The sequence below is a fragment of the Lentzea sp. NPDC037011 genome (assembly GCF_055607425.1).
Genome location: NZ_JBVJRT010000016.1, coordinates 87,149 through 105,837, shown reverse-complemented (window position 1 = coordinate 105,837; position 18,689 = coordinate 87,149). Strand labels below are relative to the sequence as shown.

Genomic DNA, 18,689 nt, shown 5'->3' with positions numbered 1-18,689 from the left:
GGAGCGGGCGCGAGCACTTCATGCTCACCGGGCGGCTGTTCGCCGCGCACCTCGGGGTGTCGTTCCCGCACGCCCTGTAGGACTCGATGAACAGCATCGCTGTGGTGTTCACGTTGGTGCTCACCGACCAGCCGTGGCGGGTCGACCGCTGCGGTAGGCCACCTGCCGAAGGGGCCTCTGTGGCAGTGTCCTCGGCATGACTGCGGGTGTCGTGCGGTTCCGGCGGGCCGAGCTCCTCCTCGCGGCACACCGGCGGTTCGGGCCGGTCGTGCGGCTGGGGCCGTACACCTACCTGCTCGGGCCGGAGGCGAACCGGTTCGTGTTCGCGAACTCCGGGCTGTTCGGGGTGGAGCGGGCGTTCCAGTCGCTGGTGCCGGTCGACGGGCCGACGTCGTTGATCGTCAGCGACGGCGAGGACCACGGGCGGCGGCGCCGGCTCGTGCAGCCGGCGTTGGCGCACCGGCGGATCGCCGGGTACGCACCGGTGATGGCGGCCAACGCCGAGGCGGCGCTCGACGCGTGGCGGCCCGGTGCGGTGGTCGACGTCTACCAGGAGTTCCGGCGGGCGATCCGGCGCAGCACGATCGAGGCGTTGTTCGGGGCGGAGCTCGCCGGGGACGCGGACTTCTTCGGGGCGCACCTGCAGGTGCTGATCAACCTGATCGACCGCAACCCGGCCGTGGTGACGGTGCTGCGCCGGCTGAACGCCCCTGCCTGGCGCAACGCGATGCGGGCGCGGCGGGCCGTCGACGCGCGGGTGTACCGGGCGATCGAGGAGGCGCGGGAGAAGGGGACGGCCGAGGACGACCACGTGCTCGCGGCGCTCGTGCACGGCGGGGGTGACGACGGGCTGAGCGACCTGGAGGTGCGCGACCAGGTGGTGACGCTGATCGCCGCCGGGTACGAGACGACGAGTGCCGCGATGGCGTGGTCGGTGTTCAACCTGTTGCGGCACAACGGGATCTGGGAGCGCGCGGCGGAGGACGACGAGTTCCTCGGCAACGTCGTGAACGAGACGCTGCGGCTCTACCCGCCCGCGGTGGTATCGGCGCGGACCGCGACGCGGGACTTCGAGTTCGCCGGGAAGCGGATCGAGCAGGGCACCTTCCTGCTGTACAGCCCGTACGTCACGCACCGGTTGCCCGAGGTGTGGCCGGATCCGCTGCGGTTCGACCCGGACCGCTGGGAGCACAAGCCCGCGCCGCACGAGTTCCTGCCGTTCGGCGGCGGGCCGCACCGGTGCATCGGTGCCGGTCTCGCGGTGACGGAGCTGACCGTGATGCTGAAGGCTTTGCTGCAGCGGCCGAAACCGGTGTTGCTCGCCCAGCGGGTCACACCGGTGAGCCTGGCGGCGATGCGACCGAAGCAAGGCATCAAAGTCCGAGTGGCAGGGTGACCGCCGAGGCGAGACCGGCGACGCCGCGCACGTGGTTCCACAACGTCCACCGGCGCAGGTACTCGGGCCAGTAGGCGTCGTCGGTCCGTTCGAGACGGTTGTTCATCGGCACGTTGACGACCATCGTCAGCACGAACACGCCGACGAGGTAAAGCAGGCCGCCGACATGGCGCCCCTGGACGACCTCGATCCCGCACACCACCGCGGTACCGAGGAAGACGAGCAGGAACACCGGGTTCTGGATGCGGGCGTTCAGGCGCCGCATGGCCGCGCGGCCGTGTTCGGGCGGAAGGTCCGCGAGACCGGGCATCACCGAGGTGGAGAACGCGAAGAAGACGCCGGCCATCAGACCGGTTGCGGCGGTTGCGATGAGCGTGGTGGTGTCCATGATGCCAACCCTGTCCCGATCAGCGTGGACTCTCAATGACAGTTCATCGCGCAGCTTTGCTCGATCGTCCAGGATGACGGGCATGACGGACGCGCTGGCCGAAGCCCTGCACCTGCTGCGCATGTCCGGCACCTTCTACTGCCGGAACGAGCTGACCGAGCCGTGGGGCCTCACGATGCCCGACATGGCGGACTGCCTGTGGTTCCACGTGCTCACGAGCGGTCGCTGCCAGGTCGAGGCCGACGGCGGGACCACCGTCCTCGCCCCCGGTGACGTCCTGCTGGTGCCCGGCGGCCAGGGCCACCGCCTGTTCAGCACCGCGGACGCCGCGTCGCCGGTGGTGACGACCTTGTCGCACGAGTTCGAGACCGACAACTACGCGATCCTGCGCCATGGCGGCGGTGGCGGCGTGACGCACCTGGTGTGCGGCACGGTGCGGTTCGACCACCCGGCCGCCCAGCACCTGGTCGAGGTGCTGCCGCAGGTCCTGCACGTCCGCCAGGCCGACGACATGCGCGCGATCATCGACCTGATGGCCGCCGAGGCGCGGACGCTGCGCCCCGGCGGGGAGGCGGTCATCACCCGCCTCGCCGACGTGCTGGTGACCCAGACCATCCGCTCCTGGCTCGCGAACGACCCGGCGGCGCGCACCGGGTGGCTGGGCGCGTTGCAGGACCGGCAGATCGGCCAGGCGCTCGCGTTGATCCACCGCGATCCCGCGCACCCGTGGACCGTCGACCGCCTCGCCCAGCGGACCGCGATGTCCCGTTCGGCGTTCGCGGCCCGCTTCACCGGCCTGGTCGGTGAGCCGGCGATGCGGTACGTGACGCGGTGGCGCATGCACGTGGCGATGAACCGCTTGCAGGACCGCGACTCCACGGTCAGCGAGATCGCACGCGGCCTGGGCTACGAGTCGGAGGCAGCGTTCAGCCGGGCGTTCAAACGCGTCGTCGGCGTCTCGCCCGGTCAGGCCCGCGCGGGCTGAAGCAGGTCCCAGCGGTTGCCGTAGAGGTCTTCGAACACGGCCACCTTGCCGTAGACCTCGTCGCGTGGCGTCTCCAGGAAGCGCACGCCGAACGCGGTCATGCGGGCGTGGTCGCGGTCGAAGTCGTCGGTGGTGAGGAAGAACCCGACCCGGCCACCGGTCTGGTCACCGACGCGTGCGGCCTGTTCCTCCGATGTGGCCTCCGCCAACAACAACGACGCACCGTCGCCCGCCGACACCACCACCCAGCGCTTGTCGCCCTGCGGCGTGTCCTCGACCAGTGTGAACCCGAGACCGTCCACGTAGAAGCGGATCGCCTCGTCGTAGTCGCGGACCACCAACGTCACCAAACCAATGGATCGCACGCCGACGAGTATCGCCCTCCCCGCCTGATGAGACGCACCCACAGGGGATTGCGCTGTGTGACAGGGTGATCGCATGGCGGTTACTTCGGAAACGCATCGACTGCCCGTGCGCAAGCTGGTCGCGGCCTCGGCCGGCAACGCGGTCGAGTGGTACGACTGGGGCATCTACACCGCGTTCAGCATCTACTTCGCCACGCAGATCTTCCCGAAGGGCAACGAGGCCGCTGCCCTGCTGAGCACGTTCGCGACGTTCGCGCTGGCCTTCTTCTTCCGCCCGCTCGGCGGGTACCTGCTCGGCCGGTTCGCGGACGTCCGCGGGCGGCGGACCGCGATGCTGCTGACGATCGTGCTCATGTCGGGCGGGTCGGTGGTGATCGGGTTGCTGCCGACGTTCGAGCAGGTCGGGTGGCTGTCCCCGGCGCTGCTGGTGCTGGCGCGGATCGCCCAGGGCATGGCGCTGGGCGGCGAGGTCTCCAACGCGTCGGCGTACCTAGGTGAGATCGCCAAGCCGAGCCACCGCGGGCGGTACTCGTCGTTCTTCTACATCTCGACCGGTGCCGCGGTGCTGGTGGCGTCGCTGCTCGGGTTCTTCCTCAGCCGCAGCCTCGACGCGGCGGCGATGGCGTCCTACGGGTGGCGGGTGCCGTTCCTGGTCGGCGGCGTGCTCGGGCTGATCGGGCTGTGGCTGCGGCGGGCGTTGCCGGAGACCGAGCAGTTCGAGGAGAACCGTGCGAAGGCGGAGAAGCTGAAGAACCCGTTGCTGACCACGCTGCGCGAACACCCCAAAGCGGTCGGGCAGCTGGTGGGCTTCACGCTGTTGTCGACGCTGTGCTTCTACACGTTCTTCTCGGCGCTGACGCCGTTCGCGGTGAAGACCCGCGGTGCGGACGACGTCGACGTGTTCCTGGCGTTGTCGATCGCCACCGGTGTGTTCATCGTCCTGCAGTACCCGATGGGCTGGCTGGCGGACCGGGTGGGGCGCAAGCCGCAGATCCTGGTGTGGTCGGCGGTGACGGCGGTGCTGATCGTACCGCTGTCCACGCTGGTGCAGCCGGGGCTGGGGAACCTGCTCGTGGTGTTCTGCGTGGGCCTGGGGCTCTACACGACGATCACGTCGATCGCACCGGCGTTGATGAGCGAGCTGTTCCCGACGGAGCTGCGCGGGCTCGGGATCGGCGCCTGGTACAACCTCACGGTTGCGCTGTTCGGTGGCACGGCGCCGCTGGTGATCCAGGCGCTGCCGGGCACCACGTTCTTCTGGTACGTGGCGGTGGCGGCGGTGATCACGTTCCTGGCGATCCTCACCCTTCCGGAGACAAGGGGTGTTCGGTTGAGCTGAGGCAGAACTCGTTGCCCTCGGGGTCGGCGAGCACGAACCACACGCCGTCCCGGCTGATCACCGCGGCGCCGAGGGCGACGAGCCGGGCCACCTCGGCCTCGACGTCGTCGCACCACAGGTCGACGTGCACGCGGTTCTTGCCGGTCTTGGGTTCCGGGACGCGGTTGAAGAAGAACCGGGGCGACCCGTCCAGCAACACCGACGGGTCGTCCTCGGGGTCGGTGATCCCCTTGCCGCGCAACCGTTCCAGCTCTTCATCGGTGTACGGCGCGAGCTCGTGGTCGTCCAGCACCGCCGCCCAGAACCGGGCGAGCGAGGCGGGGTGGGCGCAGTCGATGACGACGTCGTGCATCCGGGCCATGCGACCGAGGCTAGCGGTGCAGCGGCACCAGGTCGTCGGCGTGCACGACCTCGCGGCGTTGTTCCGCGGGCAGGTCGTGGGACTTGCGGCCGATCACCGACGGCAGCTCCGCCGAGTCGTAGCCCACGACACCGCGGGCCACCACGTCACCGGCGAGGCTGACCAGCTCGACGACGTCACCCGCCTCGAAGTCGCCGTCCACACCGGTGATGCCCGCGGCCAGCAGCGACCGGCGCCGGCCCACGACAGCGGCGACAGCGCCGTCGTCGAGGTGCAGGCGGCCGTTGGCGTCGGTGGCGTACCCGAGCCAGAAGCGGCGGGCGGTGAGCCGTGAACCCGTTGCGGCGAAAGCGGTGCCGACGTCGGCGGAGGTCAGCGCGCGGTGGGCCTCGGTGGCGCCGGTCAGCAGCACCGGGATGCCTGCGGAGGACGCCAGCCGTGCCGCGGCGAGCTTGGAGGCCATGCCACCGGTGCCCAGGCCGGACGCGCCGACGCTCCCGGCCCGCACACCGTCCACGTCCGCGGCGGACGCGACCTCGGAGATGCGCACCGCACCGGGCTGACGCGGGTCACCGGAGTACAGCGCGTCCACATCGGACAGCAGGAACAACGCGTCCGCGCCGACGAGGTGCGCCACCAGCGCGGCGAGGCGGTCGTTGTCGCCGAAGCGGATCTCCTCGGTGGCAACGGTGTCGTTCTCGTTCACGACCGGCACCGCACCGAGGGCGAGCAGGCGGTCGAACGTGCGCTGGGCGTTGCGGTAGTGGGCACGGCGCACCACGTCGTCCGCCGTCAGCAGCACCTGGCCGACGGTCAGCGCGTACCGGCCGAACGAGTTCGCGTACGCGTGCGCGAGCGTCAGCTGGCCGACGCTCGCCGCGGCCTGCTGGGTGGCGAGGTCGCGCGGGCGGCGGGAGATCTTCAACGGCGCCAGGCCAGCGGCGATCGCGCCGGAGGACACGAGCACGACCTGGCTGCCCGCCGCACACCGCGCGGCGAGGGCGTCGACCAGCGCGTCGAGACGCGCCGGGTCGAGCCCCCCTTCCGCTGTGGTCAGGGAGGAAGACCCGACCTTGACCACGATGCGGTTCGCCGAGGCGACCGCGGTGCGAGCTGGTGAGACCACGGGGGCCGTCACGGGTTCACTCCTCGTCGAAGTCGTCACCGTCGTCACCGGCGCCGGGCGCGCGGCGGGCCTTCTTCAGGGCCTTGCGCTCGTGGGCGCCGATGCGGTCGTTGCGCTCGAGACGGGCGTCCGTGCCACGTCCGGTCATCGTCATCGCGATGCCGGCCGGGGTGGTCGGCTCCCAGTCGAAGACCAGGTCTCCGATGGTGACCTGGCAGCCGGGAACGGCGCCCATCTTCACGAGCTTGTCCTCGACGCCCAGCCTGTTGAGGCGGTCCGCGAGGTAACCGACGGCTTCGTCGTTGGAGAAGTCGGTCTGGCGGATCCAGCGCTCGGGGCGTTCGCCCTTCACGATGAAGCCACCCTCGACCGAGGGGTCCTCGGTCACGGTGAAGCCCTGGTCGTCCACGGCGGTCGGCCGCAGCACGATTCGGGTCGACTCCTTCTTCGGCTGGGCCGCGCGGTACTCGCGCACGACCTCGGCCAGCTTGAACGTCAGCTCGCGCAGACCCTGGCGGGACACGGTCGACACCTCGAAGACCGGCAGGCCGCGGGCCTCGATCTCCGGGCGGACGATGTCGGCGAGGTCCTGCGCGTCCGGGATGTCGACCTTGTTGAGGATCACCACGCGCGGGCGGTCCTCGAAGTTGCCGCCCAGCGACGGCGTGTACTCCGAGAGCTCCTTCTCCAGCGCGTCGATGTCCGCGATCGGGTCGCGGCCCGGTTCGTACGTGGCGCAGTCGACGACGTGCGCGAGAACGGCGGTGCGCTCGATGTGGCGCAGGAAGTCCAGGCCGAGGCCCTTGCCCTGCGAGGCGCCGGGGATCAGGCCGGGGACGTCGGCCATCGTGAAGACGGTGTCGCCCGCGGTGATCACGCCGAGGTTCGGCACCAGCGTGGTGAACGGGTAGTCGGCGATCTTCGGCTTCGCGGCGGAGAGCACCGAGATCAGCGACGACTTGCCGGCCGACGGGAAGCCGAGCAGACCGACGTCCGCGACGGACTTGAGCTCCAGCACCAGGTCGCGGGTCTCACCGGGCTCGCCGAGCAGCGCGAAGCCGGGGGCCTTGCGCGCCTTGGACGCGAGCGACGCGTTGCCCAGGCCGCCCCGGCCACCGGCGGCGGCGATCAGCTGGGTGCCCTCGCCGACGAGGTCCGCGACGACCTCGCCGTCCTCGGTCAGCACGACCGTGCCGTCCGGGACGCGCAGGACCAGGTCCTCGCCGTTCGCGCCGTCGCGGTTCGCACCCGCGCCCGCCTTGCCGTTGGTGGCGGAGGCGTGCGGGCGGAAGTGGAAGTCCAGCAGGGTGTGCACCTGCGAGTCGACGACGAGGATGACGTTGCCGCCACTGCCCCCGTTGCCGCCGTCCGGGCCGCCGAGGGGCTTGAACTTCTCGCGGTGCACGGAAGCACAGCCGTTGCCCCCGTTGCCGGCGGCAGCGTGGATCACCACCCGGTCAACAAAACGAGCCACGGAACTACTTCCTCTCAAAGTTCTGGAACAAGCGACGAGGGGCGGTGCCGGATGACCGGTCCCGCCCCTCGCCGAGGTCTAGCTACGTTGCGGAAACGATCCTCAGACCGCGACCGGAACGATGTTGACGGTCTTGCGACCGCGCTTCGTGCCGAACTCCACCGCACCCGGCAGCAGGGCGAACAGCGTGTCGTCCTTGCCGATGCCCACACCGACGCCGGGGTGGAACTTGGTGCCGCGCTGGCGGATCAGGATCTCGCCGGCCTTGACGACCTGACCGCCGAACCGCTTCACACCCAGGTACTGGGGGTTGGAGTCACGGCCGTTGCGGGAACTGGATGCACCCTTTTTGTGTGCCATGAGAAGTCAGGTCCTCACTTACCGGTGATGCCGGTGACCTCGACGCGGGTCAACTTCTGACGGTGACCCTGCCGCTTGTGGTACCCGGTCTTGTTCTTGAACTTGTGGATGCGGATCTTCGGGCCCTTGGTGTGCTCGACGACCTTGCCGGTCACCGAGAACTTCTCCAGGGCCGCCGCGTCAGCGGTGACGTCAGTGCCGTCGACCACGAGCAGCGTCTGGAGGGAGATTTCGGTGCCCGGCTCGCCCTCGAGCTTCTCGACCTCGACGATGTCGCCGACAGCGACCTTGTACTGCTTGCCGCCGGTCTTGACGATCGCGTACATCAGGACGGAAGTCTCCTGCTACTCGATGGTGACGGGCCATGCGCCAAACCGTCTGCGAGAAACCAGCAGAGGAGGCACACGACAGGACCCGTCGGATGGCGGGCCGCAGACAAGGTTACGGGAGTGGGTGCACCCGGAGCAAACTGGGGTCCCCTGAACCTGTTTCCGCAGGCTGTGCGGTCCCTCACAGGTGCGGTCGCGCACCCCTGACAACGCAGAACCGGGGCCGCGTGAGCGACCCCGGTTCGACGGTTGCTGACCTCAGTCCTCCTGGACCGGCGGGCCCGCGGGCCGCGACACGGCACGGCGCCTGCGGGTGGTGGTGACCACCGGAGCGGGCAGCTGGACCTCGGGCTGCTTCGGGACCTCGGCGACCACCACGGGGGGCGCCTCGACGGCCGGCGGGGCACCGGCGGCGCGCTTGGCCGCACGACGCCGCGGACGGGCCGCGGGAGGCTGCACGGCGACCGGCGCGACGGGCTCGGGTGCCGAGACCGGCTGCGGGGCCGCGACGGCCTCCTGCTCGGGCTCGGCCACCGGCTTGGCCAGCTGGGAGCCGATGCGGCCGGTCACGACCGGCTTCACGGGTTCAGGGGCGACCGGCTCGACGAGCTCCGCCGCGGTCTCCTCGACCACCTCGGGCTCGACGGCCGCCTCAGGCTCGACGGCCGGGGCCGACTCGACGACCGGGGCAGGCTCGGCGACCGCTTCGGGCTCGACGACCGGGTCGATCTCGACCGGCTCGGGGTCCTCGGCGACCTCGTGCGGCACGTCGCCGTTGAGCGCCTGCTCCTCGACGACGACCGCGTCGACAACGGCCTGCGGCTCCTTGTCGCGGCCACGACGACGGCGGCGGCGACGGCCGTGGCCCTCGTGCTCCTGGTCGGCCGCGACGGCGTCCTCGGAGGTGTCCTCGGGCTCGGCCGGCTCCACGACCTGCGGCTCGACCGGCGCTTCGGGGGCCTCGACGGCCGCCTCCACCACCTCGGTGGTCTCCGCGGCCTGGTCGCCGCCCTTGTTGCGGCGCGACTTGCGGCCACCGCCCTGCGACTGCTGCTGCTGGCCACCGTTGCCGCCGCCACCGCCGTGCGAGTGCACCGGCTCGGTCGACACGACGACGCCACGGCCGCGGCAGTGCTCACAGGTCTGGCTGAACGCCTCCAGCAGGCCGGTGCCGACCCGCTTGCGGGTCATCTGCACCAGGCCCAGCGAGGTGACCTCGGCGACCTGGTGGCGGGTGCGGTCGCGGCCGAGGCACTCGGTCAGGCGGCGCAGCACCAGGTCGCGGTTCGACTCCAGGACCATGTCGATGAAGTCGATGACGATGATGCCGCCGATGTCGCGCAGCCGGAGCTGGCGGACGATCTCCTCCGCCGACTCCAGGTTGTTGCGGGTGACGGTCTCCTCGAGGTTGCCGCCCGACCCGGTGAACTTGCCGGTGTTGACGTCGATGACCGTCATCGCCTCGGTGCGGTCGATGATCAGGTAGCCGCCCGAGGGCAGCCAGACCTTGCGGTCCAGCGCCTTCATCAGCTGCTCGTCGATGCGGTACTCGACGAACGCGTCGTTGTTGCCGACGTGCTTCTTCAGGCGGTCCTGCAGGTCCGGCGCCACGTGGCGGACGTAGCCGTCGATGACGTCCCACGCCTCGTCGCCCTGGACGACGAGCTGCGCGAAGTCCTCGGTGAACAGGTCGCGGACGACCTTCACCAGCAGGTCCGGCTCCTCGTAGAGCAGCGTCGGCGCCTTGGTGGAAGTGCTGGCGGACTTCTCCTTGATGACCTTCCACTGCGCCTGCAGGCGGGTGACGTCGCGCGCCAGCTCCTCCTCGGAGATGCCCTCCGACGCGGTGCGGATGATCACGCCGGCGTCCTCGGGGACGACCCGCTTGAGGATGTCCTTGAGGCGCTTGCGCTCGTTGTCGGGCAGCTTGCGGCTGATGCCCGTGGCACCGCCGCCCGGCACGTACACCAGGAAGCGGCCGGGCAGGCTGATCTGGGTGGTCAGGCGGGCGCCCTTGTGGCCGACCGGGTCCTTCGTGACCTGGACGAGCACCGAGTCGCCGCTGGAGAGCGCCTGCTCGATCTTGCGGGACTTGCCCTCGAGACCGGCGGCGTCCCAGTCGACCTCACCGGCGTAGAGCACGGCGTTGCGGCCGCGGCCGATGTCGATGAACGCGGCCTCCATGCTCGGCAGCACGTTCTGCACACGGCCGAGGTACACGTTGCCGACGATCGAGCCGGAGCCCGACGACGTGACGAAGTGCTCGACCAGCACGCCGTCTTCCAGCACGCCGATCTGGGTGCGGTCGCCGTGCTCGCGGACGACCATCGTGCGGGCCACGGCCTCGCGGCGGGCCAGGAACTCGGCCTCGGTCAGCACCGGGGCGCGGCGGCGGCCGGCCTCGCGGCCGTCGCGGCGGCGCTGGCGCTTGGCCTCCAGGCGGGTCGAGCCGCGGATGCTGCGGACCTCGCTGCGCGCGGCCTCGCTCTGGGCGGCGTCGTCGGCCTTCTCGTCGCGCACCTCGCGCACGTGCACGACCGTGTTCGGCGGGTCGTCCTCGGACGACACGTCCTCGTCCGCGCCGGTCTTGCGGCGGCGGCGACGGCGGCGACGGCGGGTCGAGCCCTCGTCACCCTCGTCCTCGGCGGTGTCGTCGGCGTCGGCACCCTCCGCGGGCGCCTCGGCGTCCTCGGACTGGGTGTCGTCGCCGTCCTCACCGCCGTTCTCGGCATCCGCGCCCTTGCCACGGCCACGGCCACGACGACCGCGGCGGCGCCGGCGACGGCCCTCGCCCTCGTCGTCACCGTCGACGTCGATGTCGCCGTCGGTGTCCGCGTCGACGTCGGCGGCCTCGGCGGCGTCGAGCTCGTCGGCGGCGAGCTCGCCCACCGACTTCTCGTCCTCGACCGGCTCCTGCTCGACGACGAACGGCGAGGCGGACGCCTTGGGCCGCTCGATCGGCGTCGGCGGCAGGAAGACCGCGCTCGGCGCGGCGAAGACCGGCGCGAGCGCCGGGGCCTCGAACGCGGGGACCGCCGGGGCCTCGTAGTCCTCGGTGATCTCACCGGTGACGACGTCGTCCCAGTCCAGCAGGGTCTCTGCGACCTTCAGCGCGACGTCGCGGCTCACGCTCGACTGCGCACTGCGCGCGACCTCACCGAGGTCGGCCAGCGCCGTCATCACGTCCTTGCTGCTGACGTCCAGCAGTTTGGCCAAGGCGTGCACCCGCAGCTTGTCAGGCAGATCGGCCAGCTCAGGGCGTGCGGAAACCACGCCCTGCCCGCCGGTCGCACCGGCGGGCTTTTCCGTGTTCGACATGCAGCTCCTCCACCCCCGGGCGCGTCCCGTGAGGACGCGGCCGCGCAGGGGCCTCTCTTGTCTCTCTCCACCGCATGCTCGCGGCGGGAATCCTTGCCTCGTGCGCAGCGGCGTGACGCCTCAGCGGGCGCACGCTTGCGCAGGTCCCACGACGACGCCGCCTCCAGCGCCGCTCCTCCTGTTTGCGTCGCTGACCGGCGTTCCGGCGCTCGTCAGGACTCTCTGTCCTGCTGGAGCGGGTCCGCCAGCCTGCCTTCGTCGTCGAGCCGTCCCTGCGCCATCCGGATTGCTCTCGCAGGAACCGGTGGCACGAGATCGGCGACGACACGAAGCGCATTCAGCACGTCGTCGGGTCGGACGGTAGGCGTTACCTGCCGAACGACCGTCATGAGTATCCCACACGGTGGTGACATTGCGGCGTCATCGTGTCCGGCGTCGCTCGAACGTGGCCCAACCTGTGCCGACACGACCGCGGGCCGGACGTCGACCGTCTTCACGCCGTTCTTCGTGAGCCGCTCGACCTCCACCCGTTCGGCGGAGAGCAGGAGCTCGACCGCCTTCGCGAGCTCAGCGGGGTCGACGCCGTCGAGCTCGATCCGCCATTCGCTCGCGTCGATCCGCTCGGTGAGGTTGCCCCCGCGGGCCTGCACGACCTCGACCACGTCGATGCCGGGTGGCAGCGCCGCGTCGAGGGCGAGCTTCAGCGCCGCCGGGTCAACCTGCTCGACCACGGACACCTCGACGTACTCCGCCTCGCTGGCGACGCCGGTCGGCGCCGCGCCGACCCACGACACCTTCGGGTGAGGGCTGAAGCCCTGCGAGTACGCCATGGGTACGCCGGCCCTGCGCAGTGCTCGTTCGAACGTACGAGCGATGTCGCGGTGCGACGTGAAGCGCAGCCTCCCCCGCTTGGTGTAGCGGAGGCGCAGTTTCTGCACGGCTGCTGCCGACGGGTTGTTGGGCTGGTGGCGGCTCAGTGGTGCTCCCCACGGGTGGGCCTGACGGGTGAGCGGTCCCATCGGCGCAGGCTGTTCGTCCAGTAGGACGGTACCGTGAACTTGATTCAGGACGTTCAGCTTGTCTAGATCGTTGCGCGTGGTTACGGTCCGGCTGACCGGACGCCCCGCCAACCTGGAGGTCCCTGGTGCCTCTGCTCCACCGCGCACGGGCGGCTGCGGTGACCACCGCGCTGCTCGCCGCAGGACTGGTGGCGTCCACGCCCGCCGGCGCCGAGCCGGTGCTCACCAGCTGCACCCAGCCGGGTCCGCTGCTGCGCTACCTCGTGGTGTTCCCGCAGCTCACGGCCCCTGCTACGGCGCAGTCGGAAATTGCTGGGGCGTGTGGCACCACCACCGTGTACTACCCGGAGATCGCGGTCGCCGTGGCCACGTCACCGGACCCGTCGTTCCTCCGGCTGATCGGCCCGCAGCGCGCCTACAGCGCCCAGGCCGAGGGTGCCTCCAAGCGCACGGTGAAGCGCAAGAAGGACGACACCGAGCTGCTGAAGCCCGCCGGCGCCCGGTCGAGCGAGCAGTGGGACATGGATCTCATCAACGCCCCGGCGGCGCACTCGATCACGACCGGTTCGCGGTCCGTGGTGGTCGGGGTGCTCGACTCGGGCGTCGCCCGGCACCCCGACCTGGCCGCGGCGCTGGCACCGGAGCTGTCCGCGGGCTGCCTGACCGGCAAGCCCGACCCCTCCCCCGCGGCTTGGGCACCGACCACGTCGGCACACGGCACGCACGTCGCCGGCACGATCGCGGCGGCCAACGACGGCCGCGGCATCACGGGCGTGGCGCCCGGCGTGCGCATCGCGTCCGTGAAGGTCGTCGACGACGACGGGTTCATCTACCCCGAGTACGCGGTGTGCGGCTTCATGTGGGCCGCCGCGCAGGGCATGACCATCACGAACAACAGCTACTTCATCGACCCGTACCTGTTCACGTGCCAGAACGCGCCGGGTCAGCGGGTCGTCTACGAGGCCGTGCGGCGTGCCGTGGACCACGCGACCTCGCGCAACGTGCTGACCGTCGCCGCCGCGGGCAACAACGCCGCCGACCTGTCGCGGCCGGGCCGTGACTCGGTGTCGCCGACGAACGGCGAGGCGCAGACCCGGCCCGTGGACCCGTCGTGCGTGGTGCTGCCGGTGCAGCTGAAGAACGTCGTCGGCGTGTCGGCGGTGGACGCGACCAAGACCAAGTCCTCGTACAGCTCGTACGGCCTGGGGGCGATCGACGTGACGGCGCCCGGTGGCGACTCGCGGTCCCCCGGCGGGTGCGTGCTGTCGACGGTGCCGTCCGGCTACGACTACTCGTGCGGCACGTCGATGGCGGCGCCGCACGCGGCCGGGGTGGCGGCGCTGATCGCCTCGGCCCACCCGGAGGCCGACGCGCTGCAGCTGGGCCGGATGCTGAACGTGCAGGCCACGACGCTGGCGTGCCCTGCGGACTACGACCTGTACGGGACCGGGGTGCAGGACGCGTTCTGCACCGGCTACTCGGAGTACAACTCGTTCTACGGACACGGTCTGGTGGACGCGCTGGCCGCCGTCACGAGGTGACGTCGCAGGCCACGGACGCTCCCGATTCCGCACTGAACGACGCCCCCGCTACTTCGAGCAGCAGGGGCGTCGTTCAGGACACGGGGTCGTTCACTTCGAGGTGAGCGCCGGGTTCTTCACCGGCGAGCCGACGCCGACCGGGGAGATCGGCAGCAGCTTGCGGCCCGTCGGGCCGACCTCGATGTCGGTGCCCATCGCGGGGCACACGCCGCAGTCGAAGCACGGGGTCCAGCGGCAGTCGTCCTGCTCGCGCTCGTCGAGCGCGTCCTGCCAGTCGGCCCAGAGCCACTCCTTGTCGAGGCCCGAGTCGAGGTGGTCCCAGGGCAGGACCTCCAGCTCCTCGCGCTCACGGGTGGTGAACCAGGCGAGGTCGACGCCGAGCGGCTCCAGCTCGCGCGCGGCCATCGTGGTCCAGCGCTCGTAGGAGAAGTGCTCGCTCCAGCCGTCGAACCGGCCGCCGTCGCGCCACACCGCCTCGATGACCTTGCCGATGCGGCGGTCACCGCGGCTGAGCAGGCCTTCGATGAGGCTGGGCTTGCCGTCGTGGTAGCGCATGCCGATGTTGCGGCCGAGGCTGCGGTCGGCGTTGACGGCCTCGCGGAGCTTGCGCAGCCGGTCGTCCACGACGTCCGGGTCGCACTGCGGGGCCCACTGGAACGGCGTGTGCGGCTTGGGCACGAACCCGCCGATCGAGATGGTGCAGCGGACGTCGTTGCGGCCACTGGCCTGGCGGCCGGCGCGGATGACGTTCTTGGCCATCTCGGCGATCTGCAGGACGTCCTCGTCCTCCTCGGTGGGCAGCCCGCACATGAAGTACAGCTTCACCTGCCGCCAGCCGTTGGAGAACGCCGCGGACACCGTCCTGATGAGGTCCTCTTCGGACACCATCTTGTTGATGACGCGCCGCATCCGCTCGCTGCCGCCCTCGGGCGCGAAGGTGAGGCCCGAGCGCCGTCCGTTGCGGGACAGCTCGTTCGCGAGGTCGATGTTGAACGCGTCGACGCGGGTGCTCGGCAGGCTCAGGCCCGTGTTGGTGCCCTCGTAGCGGTCGGCGAGGCCCTTGGTGATCTCGGCGATCTCGCTGTGGTCCGCACTGGACAGCGACAGCAGGCCGACCTCTTCGAAACCGGTCGCCTCCAGGCCCTTCTGGACCATGGCGCCGATGCCCTCGATGGACCGCTCGCGCACCGGGCGGGTGATCATGCCGGCCTGGCAGAAGCGGCAGCCGCGGGTGCAGCCGCGGAAGATCTCGACGCTCATCCGCTCGTGGACGCTCTCGGCGAGCGGCACCAGCGGCTGCTTCGGGTACGGCCACGCGTCGAGGTCCATCGTGGTCCGCTTGAAGACGCGGTACGGCACCCGGTCGCGGTTGGGCACCACGCGCTGGATGCGGCCGTCCGGCAGGTACTCCACGTCGTAGAACCGCGGGATGTAGACGCCGCCGGTCTCGGCCAGGCGGGTCAGCACCTCGTCGCGGCCACCGGGGCGGCCCTCGGCCTTCCAGTTCTTGACGATCTCGGTGATCTCGAGGACGGCTTCCTCACCGTCGCCCAGCACCGCCGCGTCGACGAAGTCCGCGATCGGTTCCGGGTTGAACGCCGCGTGCCCACCGGCGACCACGATCGGGTCGTCCTCGGTGCGGTCGGCGGCGTGCAGCGGGACGCCCGCGAGGTCCAGCGCCGTGAGCATGTTCGTGTAGCCCAGCTCCGTGGCGAAGCTGATGCCCATCAGGTCGAACGCCTTCAGCGGCCGGTGCCCGTCGACCGTGAACTGCGGCACCCCGTGCTCGCGCATCAGCGCTTCGAGGTCCGGCCACACGGCGTACGTGCGCTCGGCGAGCACGTCCGGGAGCTCGTTGAGGATCTCGTAGAGGATCATGACGCCCTGGTTGGGCAGCCCGACCTCGTACGCGTCCGGGTACATCAACGCCCAGCGCACGGACGCCTCGTCCCAGTCCTTGACGGTCGCGTTGAGCTCCCCGCCGACGTACTGCACCGGCTTGGAGATCCGCGGCAGCAGGGGCTCCAACCTGGGGAAAACAGACTCGGCACTCACGCGACCAGAGTAACCGCCCCCACGTTGACGGCCGAATCGCGTGCCGCACCGCTCAGTCCAGCAGCAGTTTGCCGAGCCGCCGCGCCGCCACCACCGTGCCCACCGCGGCCATCACCGCGAAGTACGCGAGGTGGCCGAGCATCCCCCAGCCCACGACGCCCAGCGTGAGGCCGCGCATCAGCTCGATCGCGTGGTAGAGCGGGGTCCACGAGACCACGACCTGCACCCAGCCGGGGTAGACCGACAGCGGGTAGAACGTGGTCGAGAACAGGAACAGCGGCAGCACGGCCAGCTGCACCAGGTCGAAGTCCTGCCACGAGCGCATGAACGTCGTCGCCGCCATGCCCACCGCCGCGAACGCGAACGCGACCAGCAACGCCACCGGCAGCGCGAGCAACGCCCACGGCGACGCGATCAGACCCATGCCGAGCATCACGGCGAGGAACCCGGCCGAGTACAGGCCGCCGCGCAGCAACGCCCAGGCGATCTCGCCGATCGCGATGTCCATCGGCCCCATCGGCGTGGCCAGCATCGCGTCGTAGAGCTTCAGGTACTTGAACTTGAAGAACACGTTGAACGTGGCGTCGTACACGGCCCCGTTCATCGCGCTGGCCGCCAGCAGCGCCGGCGCCACGAACGCCGCGTAGCCGACCGGCTGCCCGTCCGGCCCGGTGACGGCCGTGACCATCTGGCCGAACCCGAGCCCGAGCGACCACAGGAACAGCATCGGCTCGAAGGCACCGCCGACCAGCACGAACCACGCGCGCCGGTTGACGACGGCGGCCCGTTCGACGAGCACGCTCGCCTTCCCGCCGTAGAGCCCCGGCGGTATCACCCGCCACAGCAGCCCCACGCTGGCGGGCACGGCCCGTCGCCGGTCGAGGGTCCCGGTCATCTCACACCGCCAGCCTGCGTCGGAAGTACCTGACGCCGAGCGCGAGCCCGGCCGCCGCCAGCACCGCGAGGTACGCGACGTGCCCGAGCGCGGGCAGCACCCCGAGCGTGCCGAACGCCGCTCCCCTGGCCAGCTCGATGCCGTGCCACGCGGGCGTCAGCCACACCACCGGCAGCAGCCACTCCGGCAGTTGGGCGACAGGGAAGAACGCGCCGGTGAACAGGGTCATCGGCATCAGCACGAACCGGAAGACCGTCGTGAAGCTGTCCGGTTTGTCCAGCCGCGCGCTGTAGGCGATGAGCGGCGCGCTGAACGCGAGCCCCGCCAGCGCCCCGAACGGGACCGCCCACAGGATTCCCGGTCCGGCCGCCGCTCCGAGCGCCGCGGCGATGACGACGAACACCGCGGACCGCGCCACGAGCTGGGTGCCGATCCACATGACCTGCCCGTACAGCACCTGAGCGGGCGTGATCGGGGTGGCCACCATGCCGATGTACGTCTTCTGCCACAGGAACGCCGACATGATGGCGTACGTCGACTCGAACGTGGCGCCCTGCAACGCCGTGACGACGACCAGCGCGGGCGCGAGGTACTGCAGGTACGGCACGCCGCCGAGCAGCTCGGTCGACCGCACCTGCGACCCGAACCCGAACCCGAGCGCCAGCAGGAACAGCACGGGCGTGAGGAAGCTCGACACGACCGTGGCCCGCCAGTTGCGCCGGTACCACGTCCAGTGCTTCTCGAACCCGTACCAGGAGGCCCGCAACGTCCGCATCAGTCCACCAACGTCCGGCCGGTGAGCCGGAGGAACACGTCCTCCAGCGAACTGCGCCGCACCAGGCTGGACACCGGCTGCACCCCGTTGTCGTGCACGGCTTGCAGCGCCCGCTCACCGTCCTGCGCGTACAGCAGCAACCGGTCCGGCAGCACCTCGACCCGCTCCGCGAACCGCCCGAGGTCCGGTTTCTCCGCACCGGGCCGGAACCGCAGCTCCAGCACCTCCCGCGTGGAGTAGCGGCTGATCAGCTCCGCGGGCGACCCCTCGGCCGCGATCCGCCCGCCGTCCATGACCACGAGCCGGTCGCACAGCTGCTCGGCCTCGTCCATGTAGTGCGTGGTGATGATGAGCGTGACGCCTTCTTGCTTGAGCCGGAACAGCCTGTCCCACAACAGGTGCCGCGCCTGCGGGTCGAGCCCCGTGGTCGGTTCGTCGAGCAGCAGCAGCTCCGGGTCGTTGACCAACGACCGCGCGATCGTGAGCCTGCGCTTCATCCCACCCGACAACGGCTCCACCTCGTGGTCCGCGCGGTCGGCGAGCTGGGCGAACTCCAGCAGCTCGGTGGCCTTCTCCCGGCACCGCTGCCGCGACATCCCGAAGTACCTGCCGTAGACCTGCAGGTTCTGCCGGACCGTGAGCTCCGTGTCGAGGTTGTCGAGCTGCGGCACCACCCCGAGCCGCGCGCGGATCCTCGGCCCGTCCACGTCCGGGTCCAGGCCGAGCACCTTCAGGTCCCCACCGGTCCGCCCGGACACGCACGAGATCATCCGCATGGTCGACGACTTGCCCGCCCCGTTCGGCCCCAGGAACCCGAACGCCTCCCCCTTGCGCACCTCGACGTCGATGCCGCGCACGGCCTCGAACGCCCCGAAGTGCTTGGTGAGCGCCTTGGCCTCGACGAGGTTCTCCACCCGCCCGACGTTAGCCAAGGGGTCTGACAATTCTCGACGCATTTACGAT

At 70.7% G+C, this 18,689-nt stretch carries 17 protein-coding genes; 4 read left to right on the top strand and 13 right to left on the bottom strand.

Features of this window, described 5'->3' with window-relative positions; all coding sequences use genetic code 11:
• Window positions 1-196: 196 nt before the first annotated feature.
• Window positions 197-1,396, top strand: a complete 1,200-nt coding sequence (locus ACZ7CH_RS36595; RefSeq protein ID WP_470376030.1) for a cytochrome P450 — start codon at window positions 197-199, stop codon at window positions 1,394-1,396.
• Here the strand turns inward: ACZ7CH_RS36595 and ACZ7CH_RS36590 are convergent.
• A complete protein-coding gene (locus tag ACZ7CH_RS36590; protein ID WP_470376029.1) occupies window positions 1,374-1,868 on the bottom strand; it encodes an anthrone oxygenase family protein in 495 nt (164 codons plus the stop codon). The two genes, ACZ7CH_RS36595 and ACZ7CH_RS36590, sit on opposite strands and share 23 nt — an antisense overlap.
• Between ACZ7CH_RS36590 and ACZ7CH_RS36585 the strand changes: the two genes are divergently transcribed.
• Window positions 1,867-2,769 (top strand): AraC family transcriptional regulator, encoded by a 903-nt coding sequence (locus ACZ7CH_RS36585; protein ID WP_470376028.1) that lies wholly within the window; start codon window positions 1,867-1,869, stop codon window positions 2,767-2,769. The two genes, ACZ7CH_RS36590 and ACZ7CH_RS36585, sit on opposite strands and share 2 nt — an antisense overlap.
• Here the strand turns inward: ACZ7CH_RS36585 and ACZ7CH_RS36580 are convergent.
• Window positions 2,751-3,134, bottom strand: coding sequence for a VOC family protein (locus ACZ7CH_RS36580; protein WP_360399353.1), 384 nt, complete (start codon window positions 3,132-3,134; stop codon window positions 2,751-2,753). The genes ACZ7CH_RS36585 and ACZ7CH_RS36580 overlap by 19 nt on opposite strands.
• Before the next feature lie 73 nt (window positions 3,135-3,207).
• On the opposite strand from ACZ7CH_RS36580, the gene ACZ7CH_RS36575 reads away from it, so the two are divergent.
• Window positions 3,208-4,473 (top strand): MFS transporter, encoded by a 1,266-nt coding sequence (locus ACZ7CH_RS36575; RefSeq protein WP_470376027.1) that lies wholly within the window; start codon window positions 3,208-3,210, stop codon window positions 4,471-4,473.
• Here the strand turns inward: ACZ7CH_RS36575 and ACZ7CH_RS36570 are convergent.
• The 7 genes from ACZ7CH_RS36570 to ACZ7CH_RS36540 form a co-directional block, all read right to left on the bottom strand.
• Entirely contained in the window at window positions 4,436-4,834 is a 399-nt protein-coding gene (locus ACZ7CH_RS36570; protein ID WP_360399359.1) for a VOC family protein, read from the bottom strand. The two genes, ACZ7CH_RS36575 and ACZ7CH_RS36570, sit on opposite strands and share 38 nt — an antisense overlap.
• Before the next feature lie 10 nt (window positions 4,835-4,844).
• On the bottom strand, window positions 4,845-5,972 hold the full coding sequence (proB, locus tag ACZ7CH_RS36565) for a glutamate 5-kinase (RefSeq protein ID WP_360399362.1): 1,128 nt from the start codon (window positions 5,970-5,972) through the stop codon (window positions 4,845-4,847).
• Between the two features lie 4 nt (window positions 5,973-5,976).
• A complete protein-coding gene (gene obgE / locus ACZ7CH_RS36560) occupies window positions 5,977-7,434 on the bottom strand; it encodes a GTPase ObgE (protein WP_360399365.1) in 1,458 nt (485 codons plus the stop codon).
• Between the two features lie 102 nt (window positions 7,435-7,536).
• The gene (gene rpmA / locus ACZ7CH_RS36555; protein ID WP_053735607.1) at window positions 7,537-7,794 is read right to left on the bottom strand and encodes a 50S ribosomal protein L27; all 258 of its coding nucleotides are present in this window, start codon (window positions 7,792-7,794) and stop codon (window positions 7,537-7,539) included.
• A 14-nt stretch (window positions 7,795-7,808) separates the two neighbouring features.
• Window positions 7,809-8,120 (bottom strand): 50S ribosomal protein L21, encoded by a 312-nt coding sequence (gene rplU, locus ACZ7CH_RS36550; protein ID WP_030468121.1) that lies wholly within the window; start codon window positions 8,118-8,120, stop codon window positions 7,809-7,811.
• Window positions 8,121-8,381: 261 nt separating this feature from the next.
• Entirely contained in the window at window positions 8,382-11,441 is a 3,060-nt protein-coding gene (locus tag ACZ7CH_RS36545; RefSeq protein WP_360399370.1) for a translation initiation factor IF-2 N-terminal domain-containing protein, read from the bottom strand.
• Window positions 11,442-11,653: 212 nt separating this feature from the next.
• On the bottom strand, window positions 11,654-12,379 hold the full coding sequence (locus ACZ7CH_RS36540; protein WP_360399586.1) for a TIGR03936 family radical SAM-associated protein: 726 nt from the start codon (window positions 12,377-12,379) through the stop codon (window positions 11,654-11,656).
• Window positions 12,380-12,585: 206 nt separating this feature from the next.
• Between ACZ7CH_RS36540 and ACZ7CH_RS36535 the strand changes: the two genes are divergently transcribed.
• Window positions 12,586-14,001: a S8 family peptidase gene (locus ACZ7CH_RS36535; protein WP_470376026.1), complete on the top strand. Its 1,416-nt coding sequence runs from the start codon at window positions 12,586-12,588 to the stop codon at window positions 13,999-14,001.
• Between the two features lie 90 nt (window positions 14,002-14,091).
• Here ACZ7CH_RS36535 and ACZ7CH_RS36530 read toward each other — a convergent pair whose 3' ends face one another.
• Genes ACZ7CH_RS36530 through ACZ7CH_RS36515 form a run of 4 tightly spaced genes read right to left on the bottom strand, consistent with a single transcriptional unit; the run spans window position 14,092 to window position 18,640 of the window.
• Complete coding sequence (locus tag ACZ7CH_RS36530; protein WP_360399376.1) at window positions 14,092-16,056, bottom strand: TIGR03960 family B12-binding radical SAM protein; 1,965 nt, start codon at window positions 16,054-16,056, stop codon at window positions 14,092-14,094.
• A 52-nt stretch (window positions 16,057-16,108) separates the two neighbouring features.
• Entirely contained in the window at window positions 16,109-16,951 is an 843-nt protein-coding gene (locus ACZ7CH_RS36525) for an ABC transporter permease (RefSeq protein ID WP_470376025.1), read from the bottom strand.
• 1 nt (window position 16,952) lies between these two features.
• A complete protein-coding gene (locus ACZ7CH_RS36520; protein ID WP_360399382.1) occupies window positions 16,953-17,726 on the bottom strand; it encodes an ABC transporter permease in 774 nt (257 codons plus the stop codon).
• Window positions 17,726-18,640 carry an ABC transporter ATP-binding protein gene (locus tag ACZ7CH_RS36515; protein WP_470376024.1) on the bottom strand — a complete coding sequence of 305 codons (915 nt, stop codon included), beginning with the start codon at window positions 18,638-18,640 and terminating at the stop codon, window positions 17,726-17,728. The genes ACZ7CH_RS36520 and ACZ7CH_RS36515 overlap by 1 nt, the downstream gene beginning before the upstream one ends.
• Window positions 18,641-18,689: the final 49 nt, after the last annotated feature.